Annotated in this window: 13 protein-coding genes and 1 pseudogene; 10 read left to right on the top strand and 4 right to left on the bottom strand. The window is 61.3% G+C overall.

Going from position 1 to position 13,254, the window contains the following annotated elements:
* Nucleotides 1-119: 119 nt before the first annotated feature.
* Nucleotides 120-461 (bottom strand): DUF4873 domain-containing protein, encoded by a 342-nt coding sequence (locus AB0O58_RS01320; protein WP_027498244.1) that lies wholly within the window; start codon nucleotides 459-461, stop codon nucleotides 120-122.
* A 132-nt stretch (nucleotides 462-593) separates the two neighbouring features.
* Between AB0O58_RS01320 and AB0O58_RS01315 the strand changes: the two genes are divergently transcribed.
* The 5 genes from AB0O58_RS01315 (at nucleotide 594) to AB0O58_RS01295 (ending at nucleotide 6,124) form a co-directional block, all read left to right on the top strand.
* Nucleotides 594-1,562: a diiron oxygenase gene (locus AB0O58_RS01315; protein ID WP_027498243.1), complete on the top strand. Its 969-nt coding sequence runs from the start codon at nucleotides 594-596 to the stop codon at nucleotides 1,560-1,562.
* A gap of 158 nt (nucleotides 1,563-1,720) precedes the next feature.
* On the top strand, nucleotides 1,721-3,235 hold the full coding sequence (locus AB0O58_RS01310; protein ID WP_032370853.1) for an NAD(P)/FAD-dependent oxidoreductase: 1,515 nt from the start codon (nucleotides 1,721-1,723) through the stop codon (nucleotides 3,233-3,235).
* Between the two features lie 39 nt (nucleotides 3,236-3,274).
* The gene (locus AB0O58_RS01305; protein WP_027498241.1) at nucleotides 3,275-4,144 is read left to right on the top strand and encodes an SDR family oxidoreductase; all 870 of its coding nucleotides are present in this window, start codon (nucleotides 3,275-3,277) and stop codon (nucleotides 4,142-4,144) included.
* On the top strand, nucleotides 4,141-5,211 hold the full coding sequence (locus AB0O58_RS01300) for a ferredoxin--NADP reductase (protein ID WP_032370854.1): 1,071 nt from the start codon (nucleotides 4,141-4,143) through the stop codon (nucleotides 5,209-5,211). Before AB0O58_RS01305 ends, AB0O58_RS01300 begins: the two co-directional genes overlap by 4 nt.
* Nucleotides 5,201-6,124, top strand: a complete 924-nt coding sequence (locus tag AB0O58_RS01295) for an alpha/beta hydrolase (RefSeq protein ID WP_094629832.1) — start codon at nucleotides 5,201-5,203, stop codon at nucleotides 6,122-6,124. The genes AB0O58_RS01300 and AB0O58_RS01295 overlap by 11 nt, the downstream gene beginning before the upstream one ends.
* Here the strand turns inward: AB0O58_RS01295 and AB0O58_RS01290 are convergent.
* Nucleotides 6,102-6,494 (bottom strand): AMP-binding protein, encoded by a 393-nt coding sequence (locus tag AB0O58_RS01290; protein WP_141214700.1) that lies wholly within the window; start codon nucleotides 6,492-6,494, stop codon nucleotides 6,102-6,104. The genes AB0O58_RS01295 and AB0O58_RS01290 overlap by 23 nt on opposite strands.
* Before the next feature lie 133 nt (nucleotides 6,495-6,627).
* Here AB0O58_RS01290 and AB0O58_RS01285 point away from each other — a divergent pair, with 133 nt between their 5' ends.
* Entirely contained in the window at nucleotides 6,628-7,380 is a 753-nt protein-coding gene (locus tag AB0O58_RS01285; RefSeq protein WP_094629853.1) for a TetR/AcrR family transcriptional regulator, read from the top strand.
* Nucleotides 7,381-7,411: 31 nt separating this feature from the next.
* Here the strand turns inward: AB0O58_RS01285 and AB0O58_RS01280 are convergent.
* A pseudogene (locus AB0O58_RS01280) lies at nucleotides 7,412-7,927 on the bottom strand (transposase); the annotation flags it as partial.
* 572 nt (nucleotides 7,928-8,499) lie between these two features.
* Between AB0O58_RS01280 and AB0O58_RS01275 the strand changes: the two are divergent.
* On the top strand, nucleotides 8,500-9,054 hold the full coding sequence (locus AB0O58_RS01275; RefSeq protein ID WP_366237760.1) for a PaaI family thioesterase: 555 nt from the start codon (nucleotides 8,500-8,502) through the stop codon (nucleotides 9,052-9,054).
* 16 nt (nucleotides 9,055-9,070) lie between these two features.
* Here AB0O58_RS01275 and AB0O58_RS01270 read toward each other — a convergent pair whose 3' ends face one another.
* Nucleotides 9,071-10,564, bottom strand: coding sequence for an MFS transporter (locus AB0O58_RS01270; protein WP_080736373.1), 1,494 nt, complete (start codon nucleotides 10,562-10,564; stop codon nucleotides 9,071-9,073).
* Between the two features lie 186 nt (nucleotides 10,565-10,750).
* Between AB0O58_RS01270 and AB0O58_RS01265 the strand changes: the two genes are divergently transcribed.
* From AB0O58_RS01265 to AB0O58_RS01255, 3 genes are all read left to right on the top strand, one after another.
* Nucleotides 10,751-11,455 carry a TetR/AcrR family transcriptional regulator gene (locus AB0O58_RS01265; protein WP_027498235.1) on the top strand — a complete coding sequence of 235 codons (705 nt, stop codon included), beginning with the start codon at nucleotides 10,751-10,753 and terminating at the stop codon, nucleotides 11,453-11,455.
* 344 nt (nucleotides 11,456-11,799) lie between these two features.
* Nucleotides 11,800-13,038 (top strand): SDR family oxidoreductase, encoded by a 1,239-nt coding sequence (locus AB0O58_RS01260; protein ID WP_366237759.1) that lies wholly within the window; start codon nucleotides 11,800-11,802, stop codon nucleotides 13,036-13,038.
* Nucleotide 13,039: 1 nt separating this feature from the next.
* Nucleotides 13,040-13,237, top strand: a complete 198-nt coding sequence (locus AB0O58_RS01255; protein ID WP_027498233.1) for a hypothetical protein — start codon at nucleotides 13,040-13,042, stop codon at nucleotides 13,235-13,237.
* Nucleotides 13,238-13,254: the final 17 nt, after the last annotated feature.

Raw genomic sequence — 13,254 nt, 5'->3', positions numbered from 1 at the left:
GCGGCAAGAAACCCGGGACGGTTCACTGACACGGCGCGCCGTCTGGTGGCGTTGCTTCACCCGCCTGGGCGCTATCGGACTGGATGCTGGGGAACGACCCAGGGCGCAAAGCGGGTCGGTCAACCCTGATGTTCACTCTCTGCTATCGACTCAACTTCCTCGAGCGTGGTGGGGATGTGGTACGGCGGTCTGCTCGTGCCCGAGATGCGATAGCGGTCCCAGAAATCAGGGTCGCCCACGACGCACTCGGCGCGTCCCTCTGGTGTCGCAAAGACGGCAACCGTGCGCCTTCCCGAGAGGGCGGCGTGGAGCGCATCATTCTTGTCGATCCTGCCGTACCAGGTGTATAAGCCGTTGAGGGGCTGGAAATAGCCTTTGATCTTCACCCCGACAGCAATCTCCTTGCCACGGCACACCAAGGTGCCCTCGCCGGAGTAGTCGAGATCGTGGTCGTCAGACACGCAAGGCTCACTTTCTTCACATCGAACATTGACAAAAGAACGCATTGGCGCAGACACTATCAGTATCTGGTACCCGGAGTACGGGTATGAAGTCGAGACTCAGCTCGGCCCGGAACGCAACGGAGGTGTCACATGACCGTTCAAAATGTGGAGACCAAGCCCGACGTCTCAACGGAAGGCGCTGCGCGTGTCAGCGCCCGCAAGCCCGTCGACATGCAGAGATCTGCCGGCCGACTGCTGCGGGCGGCGGCCGAAAAATTCTATGACGCGGAGATCGACATCGATTGGGACTCACCCTGGGAGGAAGGAAAGTACTACCTGCCAGAGCATCGGGTCTCGCTCTACGGCACCAAGCTGTGGGAGAGAATGAGCGATGAGCAAAAGGCGGAACTCGGGCGCCACGAAATCGTCAGCATCCTCAGCTTCGGTATCTACGCGGAGAATCTGCTCAGCTCGGCGCTGCTCCGAACATCCGCCAAAGGCGCCCTGACAGATCAAAGGTCCCTCTACGCCCTTAACGAGATCGGCGACGAGGCACGTCACTCGACGATGTTCGCCCGACTGATCAACAAGACGGGCCTGGCACCGTACAAGTTGCCGAAGGGGTTCTTGAGCATCGCGAAGATCTTGCACTTTGTGCCTCTCGGCCCGTCCGTGTCCGGCGCGACTCTGCTCATCGAGGAGATCCTCGACCGCGCTCAGCGCGAGGCGATGAATGACCCGAAAATGCAGCCGCAGCTGCGCCAGCTCATGAAGATCCACGTTCTCGAAGAGGCCCGTCACATCACGTTCGCGCGGCTGGAAATGGTGGAAGGGATGCAGCGTCGCGGACGCATCTCGCGCGCCTGGCATAGAGGCACGTTGGCGGCCATTGCGAACTTTGCATACCCGTTGCTCATCAATCCGAAGGTATATCCCGATGTCGGAATCAGCCGTCTGCGCGGCCTGTGGGCGCAGCAGACGAGCCCGAACTATCGCGTCAACTTGCAGTTCATGTCCGAGCCGATGATCCGATTCTTCCACGAGGCCGGAATGATGGAGGGGAAGTTCACGATGGCGATGTGGCGCGCAACGCGCAGCCTGCCCGACGATCTGCGCTAACACGCCCGGCCCGGTCCGCGCGTCCCACAGCCCATTCCTCGACCCCACGACCGGATTCCTCGGTTCGTGGGCTTGGGCGGATGACATTCCCACACCTGCCACGCGTCACGGCGCGCCGTGCGGGTCCGTTTTCTGCATTCGATCAGGAGATTTTCACAATGCCGTCCTCCAACGCCAAGTCCGCCGCCACGGCGACAGACCCGGGAATAACCGAGCCCATCACTACCAAAGTTCTCATCATCGGCAGCGGCTTCTCTGGCCTCGGTATGGCCGTCCAGCTCCGACGACGCGGGTACAGTGATTTCATCGTTCTAGAAAAGGCCGACTCCGTCGGTGGGACGTGGCGCGACAACACCTATCCGGGATGCGCGTGCGACGTACCGTCACTGATGTACTCCTACTCGTTCGAGAGTCGCGGTAGCTGGTCGAAGGTGTGGTCCTCGCAGCCCGAAATCGAGCAGTACCTGAAAGATATCTCCAACAAGCGTGGTGTCACTCAGAAGATCCACTTCGGGCAGAAGTTGGTCTCCGGATACTGGAGCGAGTCCGAATCTCGGTGGCACCTGCGTACCGAGTCGGGCCGGGAGTACGTCGCGCAGTACATCGTGTCCGGTGTCGGCGCTCTGCACATCCCGAATTTTCCGAATATCCCCGGAATCGACGAGTTCGCCGGCCAGGCGTTCCATTCGGCACAGTGGGACCACACGGTGGATCTCCAGGGCAAGCGGGTGGCCGTCATTGGCACCGGTGCCAGCGCGATTCAGTTCGTGCCGTTCGTGCAGAAGGACGCCGGCACACTCACGGTCTTCCAGCGAACCCCGGCTTGGGTACTTCCACGCAAGAACTTCGCGGTGCCGCCGGTACTTCGGACGCTGCTCAGCAAGATCCCCATTACTCGCCGCCTCGCTCGGTGGTCGGTCTACTGGGGCGCAGAGAGCCTGGCCTTCGGGCTCAACGGCCACTCCAACCTTATGCGACCGATCGAAAAGGTGGCGAAATGGAACATCGAGCGTTCTATCACCGACCCCGAGCTCCGCCGGAAGCTGATGCCGTCCTACCGCATCGGATGCAAGCGCATCCTGGGATCGAACGACTACTACCCTGCGCTCGCCGCCCCCAACACGACAGTGATCAGCGATCGGATCGAAAAGATCACTGCCGATTCGATCGTCACCCCTGACGGCGTGTCACACCCTGTGGATGTGATCATTTACGCCACAGGGTTCCATGTCACGGACGGGTTCGATCAACTCGCGCTCAAGGGCGCTCGGGGCGAGGACTTGCCGTCGCACTGGCACCGGACGGGCATCAATACCCACCTCGGCATCACCACCGAGGGCTTCCCGAACCTGTTCTTCCTGCTCGGACCTAACACGGGTCTTGGGCACAACTCTGTCGTGTTCATGATCGAGCAGCAGATCAAGTACATCATGAAGGCCATCGACGCCGTCGACAGTCGAGGTGCGGAGCGTGTTGATGTGCGGGCCGAGGTTCAAGAACACTTCAACAAGAGCATCCAACACAAGCTCGCCAAGGGCGTGTGGACCAACGGCGGATGTACGAGTTGGTATCTGGACTCGCAAGGTGTCAACCGTACGGTATGGCCCGGGTTCACCTGGCAGTACTGGCGAGCGACGAAAGACTTCGATCCCGCCGAGTACGAGATCGCCTGACAATCCAACCGTAGGTCATCGAGAAGTGAGTATCCGACAGTGAGTAGTTCGACAGCAGGCAATTACGCGACCCAGGTCGCAGTCGTCACGGGAGCCGCCTCAGGGATCGGTCGGTCCCTTGCCCTCCAACTGGCCGAACGCGGGGCCAGCCTTGCCTTGTCCGACGTCGACGAAGTGCATCTCGAGGAGACGGCGGACATGTGCCGTACCGCGCATCGTGCGACCGTGGAGACCGCGGTGTTGGACGTGGCAGATCGTGCTGCGTTCCAGGTTTACGCAGAGAGCGTGCAGTCGTCTTTCGGGCGCGTCAACATGGTGTTCAACAATGCCGGCGTCGCCCTCGGCGCCGACGTTGTCGACATGTCCTGGGAGGATTTCGACTGGCTGATGGGCATCAACTTCGGTGGTGTCGTCAACGGGACCAAGGCGTTCCTGCCTTATCTGATCGCCTCTGGTGATGGTCATCTGGTAAACACCTCCAGCGTCTTCGGTCTGGTCGGGATCCCCAGTCAAAGCGCTTACAACGCCGCGAAGTTCGGTGTGCGTGGCTTCACCGAAGCGCTTCGGCAAGAGATGAAAATCAGTCGGCATCCGGTCACGGTGACATGCGTTCACCCCGGCGGCGTCAAGACTAATATCGTCAACAACGCTCGTGGTGTATCCGATATGGGGGCAGATACCGCCACCATTGCCTCGATGTTCAACAACATCGCCAGGACCACTCCGGAGAAAGCTGCGTGCGCCATCCTCAAGGGAATGGACAAGAAGAAGCCCCGAGTGCTGATCGGCGCAGACGCACGTGGCTTCGACTTTGTCGCACGCGTTGTCGGTCCGCGCTACCAGGACATCTCTGCGCCTGTCACACGCGCGGGCTACGCCTTGGCTCGTAAGCGGGGGATCATCAAATGACCCTCGAACAGGAGAATCGGCCGGGCACCACCGCGCGATCGCGAACGCTGACCGTGTCGGAGGTCGTGCAGGAGACCAAGGACTCCGTGAGCATCGCCTTCGAAGTGCCTGACGAGATCGTCGACGATTTCAAGCATCTACCCGGGCAGTTCATTACGTTGAAGATCCCGTCCGACCAGACGGGCCACGTCGCACGATGCTACTCGCTGAGCAGTTCGCCTCATGTCGATGACTTCCGCCTCGAGATCGGGGTGAAGCGCACCGCTGGGGGGTATGCGTCGAACTGGTTGTGTGACAACGTTTCCATCGGCATGGAGGTGACCGTCCTCACGCCATCGGGAAAGTTTACCGCTAAGAGCCTCGACGTCGACTTGCTCTTCTTCGCTGGCGGAAGCGGCATCACTCCGGTTCTGTCGCTGGTGAAGTCGGCTCTGGTGTCGGGCAGTGGGGAAGTTGTCCTGTTCTACGCAAACCGTGACTCCGATTCGATCATGTACGAGTGCCAGCTTGAGCAGATTAGATCTGAATTCGCCGAGCGGTTCACTTTGGTTGACTGGCTTGAGTCGGAGAACGGGATTCCCACATCAGAGGCTGTAGAAAAGATTATTCGTGAACACAAGGGATCGGCAATTTTCACCTGCGGGCCTTCCCCTTTCATGGATCTTGTGGAAAGCTCTGCCGCCGCATGCGGAGTGGATCATTCGGATGTACATCGAGAGGTATTCCAGTCGCTGACGGGTGACCCGTTCGACACCGCAACACTGCGTCGACTCAGTGACGACGAGGGTGTAGCTACGGCCACGGTTTATCTGAACGGAGAGTGCATCACCACGGAGTGGCCACGTAACACGCCTCTGCTCGATGTGCTGCTCTCGCGAGGGCACAACGCCCCGTACTCGTGCCGAGAGGGCGCATGCAGCGCGTGTGTGTGCAAGCTCATCGATGGCGATGTCGAGATGGTGCAGAACAACATCCTCGTAGACGACGACATTGAGGACGGCGAGCGACTCGCGTGCCAGGCACTTCCGCTCACCGACGCTGTGACGGTGAGTTTCGATGACCTCTGACTCCTCGAAAGCTGGCCTATTGTCGCGGCGGTCGCGGGAGGTTCTCTCCAGTGACGGCACGAGGCTGTTTGTCGAGGAGTACGGGCTCGGTGATGATGCGCCGCTGCTGGTGTTCAGCCACGGGTGGGCTTGCCAAGGTCGGTTCTGGAGACCTCAGATCGAGCACTTCGCCACCACACACCGTGTGGTGGTGTATGACCAACGAGGGCATGGCTGGAGCGACCGGGGTCGCGCGCCCTTCTCTTCGTCGGTGCTTGGCGACGATCTCGAGGCTGTCTTGCGCGCTGTCGTCACGTCTAATCGTAAGGCATTGGTGACCGGTCACAGTATGGGCGGGATGTCCATCATGGGTTGGGCTGCCGAGCACCCGGAGTCGGTGCCCGTCTTATCCCGTGGTGCCGTCTTGGCGAGTACCGGCCCCTCGCAGTTGGTGAGTAGATCGACGCTAATTGGGTCGCCACGTCGATTCCGCGCCTCACTGGAGCGGGCATTCGCAGCCGGGCTCGCCACCGCGGGACCGGAGATGCTTGACACTCGCTTCAACCGACGGTTGGTGAAATACGGGACGATGGGTCCACACGCGCCAGCAGACGTTGTGGCTGAGTGTTCCGACATAGTACTGCGGTGCCCCCCTGAGGTTCGGGGAATGTGGGGCAGGGTCCTGGCCACCATCGATGTAAGCAAAGGAATCGACTCACTTACGGTTCCGACGACCGTGATCGTGGGCTCGGCCGACAAGTTGACACCCGCGGTTCATTCCATTGATCTCGCCGACCGACTGCAGCAGCGCCGCCGGTTGCATGAGTTCGTGGCGTTGCCACAGATCGGTCACATGATCAACATGGAGGCGCCAAACTATTTCAACGAAGCAGCGGCCCGATTGGACGCAGTCACGGTAGGCGATGGCTTTTGAACCGTCGACCGGACACACATGAGCTCGTGAGACGGCCACGATCGTCGACAGGCCGCGCGTGTCCGAGTTGGGAGGGGTCCATCGAGGCGTACAGCATCGATGGCATCGCCACGGTGATCTTTTTTGCGTCGATGGTGCGCAGCACCTCGGCGGATAAAATTTCGGCAGCACCATCATCGGGCCGTCTTTCGTCAGGGTCGGTACGAAGAACGCGGCCCCAGCATGCGACAGCGGGGTGCACAACGAGAATTTGGGGTACCCGGCCATTCTCACTCCGGAGAGTTGAATCTGCGTCATCGTGAACATTGCCGAAGCCTCCGATGGCTCCCTTCGGCTTTCCGGTCGTGCCGCCGGTGTATGTGATCGACACGGTGCGATCCGGCGGACGATCGGCTGCTTGAGGGAGGGTGCCGAACCGCTGCGAGCGAACCGAGTGGTTTCAGCGAACGGCTCTCCAGCCCGACTCGCTTGAGAGGACCCTTCCGGGTATTGTTAACCCCATAATGTCATTCGTCCGCCGCGTTTCATTTACTCCATCTCAGGTGCAGCGTCGAGTGGCCGATGCCCGTAGCACCCGCTGGGATGAGCATAGAGTCGAGGTACGCGCGCAGCTGGTCGACGCGACCATACGGATCATCGAACGGTATGGTGCAGGCGTCAGCATGGACGACATCGCTGCGGAGGCCCGTGTATCTAAACCAAAGCTGTATCGCTACTTTGGCGACAAAGCGGGCTTGAACGCGGCGGTGGCGGCGAAACTCGGTGCGTTGATGTGGGATTCGGCGAAAGTCACTATTCTCGCCGACCAAGATTATCTTTCGGTTGACGATATGGTTCGCTCGTCCGTCCAGAGCTACGTCACGCTCGTCGGGCGGTATCCCACGGTCGTCAGATTCCTTATGGCGAATCACTTGTTTCAGTACTCCGGATCGGGAAATGGCGGAGTTGCTGACGAACTGAGGTCGGTGATGGAGGTCGTCGCCGATCGGTTCACTGAAAGTCTTCAGCGTGTTCACGCAGATACTTCGGTCATTCCCTTGGCCGTGGCGTCCATTCTGGGTTCTGGTCTATCTGCGACTCAGTGGTGGATCGACAACGGTCGTGAGCAAGGGGTGGATGATACGTTCTTCGTCGCACACCTATCAGAGACGACGTGGGGAATCATCGACGGCGCGGCCGCAACCGTAGGCGTGGCCTTCTCACGCAGTCTGCCATTCAGCCATCCCGGTTTCGCGTCCCGCCACAAAATGGACTGAATCACCCTAGATATCCAATAATTGTAACTTGTCAAGCTGCGTCGGGTTGTTGCGCGGTGCGGTGTGCCCAAGCGGTGTGTTCGTCGTATTCGGTGCAGTGGCGTACGCACCCGTGCAGGAGCCCGACAAGTCTGTTGGCGAGTGCGCGGAGCGCTTGGTGGTGGAGGTCTCCGGTAGCACGGTGTTGTTCGTAGAACGCGCGAGCGGCCGGACTCTGGCTGAGGGCGCAGAACGCCCACCGGTCGATGGCATCGTAGAGCCGCCGGTTGCGGATATGTCGAGCCAGTACGGCCCGCTTCTTGCCCGACGCAACTGTCAGGGGTGACGTACCGGCGTAATTCTTGCGAGACTTGGCGTTGGTGTAGCGGTCGACGTCGTCGCTGAATTCACCGAGCCCCGGGCGGCGAGGATGACACCGATTCCTGGCAGGGAGAGGTAGATGGCGGCGTTGTGTGTCAGCGTCCGGGTGTGTTTCAAAATGGCGGGTCAGATCGGCTTCGAGGTCGCCGATCTGACGGTTCAACTCCGCGATCAACGCCAAGAGTGCGCCCGGCATCGCGCTCGACCTGCGCTGCGAACGCCTGCAACCACGAAAGGCGAACGCTTCCGATCCCGTTTCTGCGCCCGCTGCGCACTCCGCGACGACCTCCATGCAATCTTGATATTCGATAACGAGGACATCGCGCTGGACGCGCTCCTTCAAGCGTTGGGCGCAACAAATCGACCTCAGAGCGCGGTCATCTTGATGCGAGGCGCGCGGGCCTCGCCTGCCGCCGCGGAGCGGCAGAGATTGGGGTCGTCGCAGCATTCGGCCGAGGCAGGTCGGGTGTGAGATAGTTGCATTCGCGAGATGCCCTTCGTGGTGGCTGGAATGTTCCCTAGACAAGAACTCAGTTACGGGCAGTCCGCAAACGCGGCCTCAGAATAGTCATCTCCAGGTCCGAAATCCTCGCGGCAGATCACTTCTCTCTTTAAAGCTATGTCGGCTTGGTCGATCCTTTAGTGCGGTTCACTTCTGACATAGTGCAGTTTATCTTTCGAAACTAACAGCGGTGCAGGCCGAGCGCACGAAGACGCGACAGACTCGGCACAATGTTTTCACGACAGAGAGGTCCGACCATGAAAAGAATTCCAGACGAGGTCAGCGGGTCGGCCGGCCCCGCTATCGAGAACTGGGCGCGCTCGTTCTGGAGCACGAGTTTCGATTCGCCTGATCTACCGCCCCACCACCCCGACTGTCTTGGTTGTGGGCCGCAGAACCCGCACGGCCATGCCCTGTCGGTCCAGCGTGACGAGAACGGCGTGGTGGCTCACCATGTGTTCGATCAACGTCATGTCGGGGCACCCGGGATAGCACACGGCGGCGCGGTGGCGACCGTTCTCGACGATCTGTTCGGCTTCCTGCTCTACACAGTGGGTGAGCTCGCCGTGACGCGGCGTCTCGAGCTCGACTACCTAGCGCCGGTTCTGCTCGGCACTCCATACGTATTGCGTGCTGCCGTTCGGTCTCGTGATGGGCGCAAACTGGATCTCACGGCCACGATGGACGATGCGCAGGGCCGCTCGGTAGCCACCGCTACTGCCCTGTTCGTGGTGGTCGAGGTCGAACACTTCATGCAGTCCCAAGCCCGAGCCCAACTCCAGGCCACAGACACGAATCACACCGAAGAATAGACACCCTGGCCGACCTTCACCGACGTCCGTCACCCGCGGTGGCTGTCGTACGGCTGCGTCTACCTGGCGCAAAGACGGCGAGGACGAGTGCCCCAGCGGCGGTCAGCGCCGCCAACGACAGCGTCGCCTGACCACTTCCGTGTACGAATGCGGCTCTGGCGAACTCGGCCAGCGGCTGACCAGCTGGTCCTGCGCGGTCGGCGACCTGCAACGCGGCGGCCAGAGAATCGGCCACCGGACCACGGGCAGGCTCGGGTAGCTGGGGCAGAGCCGGCTGAATGTGCTGAACGTAACCGGCCGCGAGCACGCTACCGGCTACCGCAATCCCAATCGCGGCACCGATTTCGCGAGCTGCGTCGTTGACCGCGGCAGCCACCCCGTGCTTGGCCTCAGGAGTGTCCGAGACGATGGCGAAAGTCGCAGGGGCGGTACACAACCCCAAACCCGCACTCATGATGAGCAAGGGCCACAGCAGGTCAGGGTAAGTTGCCGCGACGGTCAATCTGCTCACCATCACCAGTCCCGCCGCGATGGTGAGCAGACCTACAGTGGTCATCACCCGCAGGCCAACAATGTTCGACAGCCAGGGTGCAATCACCGAGATCACGATGAGCGGCACGACCATAGGGGTCAACGCCAACGCGGCGGTGAGCGGTCCATAACCGAGAATCAACTGCAGATACTGCACCAACAGCAAGAACACCCCGAAGGTCACCAGAAATTGGATACAGACCGACAGTGCGCCGGCACCGAAGCCACGGCGGGCGAACAACCGGACATCGAGTAGGGGTGCCGAGGAACGTAGTTCTACGACGACGAACACCACAACTGCGAACAAGCCCACCGCAGTGCTGATGGCGACGAGCGAATCCGACCAGCCACGGGCCGGAACCTCGATCACAGCGAAGACGATCGCCCCGACCGCGACAACTACGGTCACCGCGCCCACCCAATCGACCGGTGGATGCTCCTGCTGGCGGGACTCCGCGATACTGCATGCCAACCCGGCCAGAACCGCTCCGGCGACGGTCAACCCGACGAACACCGAGGTCCACGACCACTGTTCGAGCAGCACACCAGCCCCGAGGATGCCCAGGACCGCCCCGGATCCAGCAACCCCGGCCCACACACCTACAGCGCGGCCGCGATGCGCCGGTGGAAATCCCGCGGTCAGTATCGACAGCGTCGAGGGCATGACCAGCGCCGCACCCGCCCCAGCCAACGCGCGAGCAGCGATCAGCCACGCCGGGTCGGCGAGAAACAAGGGCAAGGCCGACGCGAAAGCGAACAACGCCAACCCCGCCACGAGCACCCCGCGGCGACCGTACCGGTCACCGATCGCACCGGCAGGCAGAACGAAGCACGCCAATACCAGCGTATAACCGTCGACTATCCAGGTCAGTTGAGCTTGCGTCGCCCCTGTCGCGACCGCGATCTGTGGCAACGCTGAATACAATGCCGCCATTGCGGCCACCACCAACGCGACCGCCATGCACGACACAATCAACATCCACCACTGGGCACCGCTCCATCGAGCGACGCTGGCAGAGTCGGATCTACGTTCGTTCAACGGCCAGCCTCCCAGTTAGAGACTGATCGTCTCGGTACGAGACTATTAGTATCATAACTTTGCGGGTGTGACAGAATGGTCAAGCGAGGACATGTTTTGTCAGTCAAAATGGAGCGGAGCCCGTTCATGGTCGACCCTCTCGTTGCAGCCGAGGGCCCGGCCGACCCCCGGCTGGCGCGCTCACGTAACCGGTTGCTCGAAGCGGCGGGCCAGCTGCTGTCCACCGGCGGTGTCGAGGCGGTCACCGTGGAGGCGGTCACCCGCATGTCGAAGGTTGCACGTGCCACTCTGTACCGCCACTTCGGAAGTACCACTGACCTGCTTGCTGCAACCTTCGAGCGACTACTACCCCCAGTCGACACCGATATCGATACCGGTCCGCTACGTGAACGTCTGATTTCGTTGCTCACCACCCAAGCCGACCTCATCGACCAAGCTCCGGTGCAGATGACCACGCTGGCCTGGCTGGCAATGGGACCCGTCAACAGCGGCGACGCCAGCCGGCGCGATCTCGATCCTGGCGCGGTGGTCTCGCTTCGGGCCCGTGTCATAGAGCAATACCGCAGGTCCCTGGATCAGATCCTGACGGCCCCTGACGCTCGCGCTGTACTCGGCGAGATCGACACCACCTTCGCCCTCATTCAGCTCCTCGGACCGATAGTGTTCGCTCGCCTCACAGGACTGCGCCACATCCACGCCGACGACTGCATCCAAATCGTCGACAACTTTCTCGCCGCCCATGCCGCAAGTGTCCGATCGAGCACTTCGCGCGACCACAGCCGTCCACGGCCGGCCGCGACGCTAGACCCGCAGCTCACCGACGGCCAATAAAACTTGATGCGAAATTTCACCATCAATGCGCTATCCAGTCAGGGATCGCAGCGCTCACTGGATACGGCCGGACGTGTGCTCGATAACTCGGAGTTGCACTGCAGTGCACTTCTGACATCGTGCAGCCGTCTTCTGAAACTGACACGAGGAACGCGAATCGGTCGTAATCTGCTCCAATAATCCGCCCGTTCGACTGTGTTCTGTTGGGAACCCTCTCAACAAAAGTTGAGCAACGCTATGGGGCGTACCAGACTTTCCCGGTCACCCGATCTCGAGCCCTCGAAATTGCTACGTTCTGCCGGTCCGAAGTGACATGGGACACCGATCGTTGCAGGGGAGCGAGAATGCACGTAGAAGCACTGTTCGGAGATGGTTCGTTGCGTCCGGTCTGGCCGCACGCGGATGCACTGATCACCAGCGAATGCCCGGGGCTTCGCTTCGCCGGCAAGTACGCCGACGTCGTCGCTCTGAGCAACGGTGATCCGACCGCGTTGCGGCCGTTCGTCGACGAGGACACCCGACGCCGGGTGGCGAGCATGGCACCGCCGCGCACCGACACGGCGCTGGTGTTCGGAGCCAACGGATTCCTCGGCGCGCACCTGATCGGCCGACTCACTCGTGATTCCGCCGTCGAGGTCGTCTATGCGATGGTGCGCCCCACCGAGGAGGAGACGGCGTTCGAGCGCCTGCAGCGCACCTTCGACCAGTACGAGATCGAGGTCGACGCCGACAAGATTCGCATCGTCGAGGGCACTCCCACGACGTTCCGGTTCGGCCTCGACAAGGCCGCCTACTACGACCTGGCTGCCGGAGTGGGGCAGATCTTCAACTGCGCCAGCTCCACCGATTACACCGAGAGCTATGCCGAACTGCGCGACGACTGGTTCGTCAGCGTGCTGCGGATCCTGGAATTCAGCATCACCTCCCCCCGTAAGCACCTGACGTACGTGGGCAGCATCGGTGCCCACCTCTATCAGAAGCCCGAGGACTTCCGTCGTCCCGACTCGTGGTGGTACTCCGGATACGCGCAGATGAAGTGGGTCAACGCAACTCTGCTCGGATGGCTGTCGATGTCGGACACCTACTCCGTCACTCTGTGCGAGGCTCCGTACATCCTCGGCAGCACGGAGCTCGGCCGAGATCCCGGTCGCGTGTACAGCTTCTGGCGCATCATCGAACTGGCGATCGCAGCCGGTGCCATCTGGGACGGCCCGGGCATGAACTACGTCCCGGTCGACGTGATGTGCGACGTCATGGCGAGCAACTCGTTGCGCAGTCATCCTCTGACGAGGCTGTTGCCGAGCAATCCCACCGGATACGGGCACGACCTCTACGCCGAGCTGCTCGGGCTCGATCTGGTGAGCTGGGAGGAGTTCAAGGAGCGTGTCAGCGTGCGTATCTCTCCTCGTTTCGCCGAGACGATGCTGGCCGACAACATCGACCAGCTCATGCGCCTGGTGCACAAGCCCGAGGCGATACTCCCACTCGACCACGACATCTCGTGGTGCGACCACCGCCGACTGTTCGAGCTCTATTTCGAGAAAGCACAGCTCAAGACGCTCACGCCCGCCGCCGTCAACTGACGTGGCAGACGGATTCGAGCCCACCTCGGTGCGCCTACGGGACGTACCCATCGGCCGCGAGGTGACCAACGGCGTTCTCTCGCTCGGCTTCTACGTGGTGTGTGGGCTGATCGGACTGCTGCCCGGCCCGGTGCGGAACTGGGCAGCGGATGCCTTCGTGACCTGGTCGGAGAGCGTCGACGAACAGCGGCACAGCTGATGTCGTGGTGTCGGTGG

Source organism: Rhodococcus sp. NPDC080181 (assembly GCF_040702225.1).
Classification (GTDB): Bacteria; Actinomycetota; Actinomycetes; order Mycobacteriales; family Mycobacteriaceae; genus Rhodococcoides; species Rhodococcoides fascians.
The sequence above is the reverse complement of the archived record's forward strand: the minus strand, read 5'-3'. Positions and strand labels throughout refer to the sequence as shown.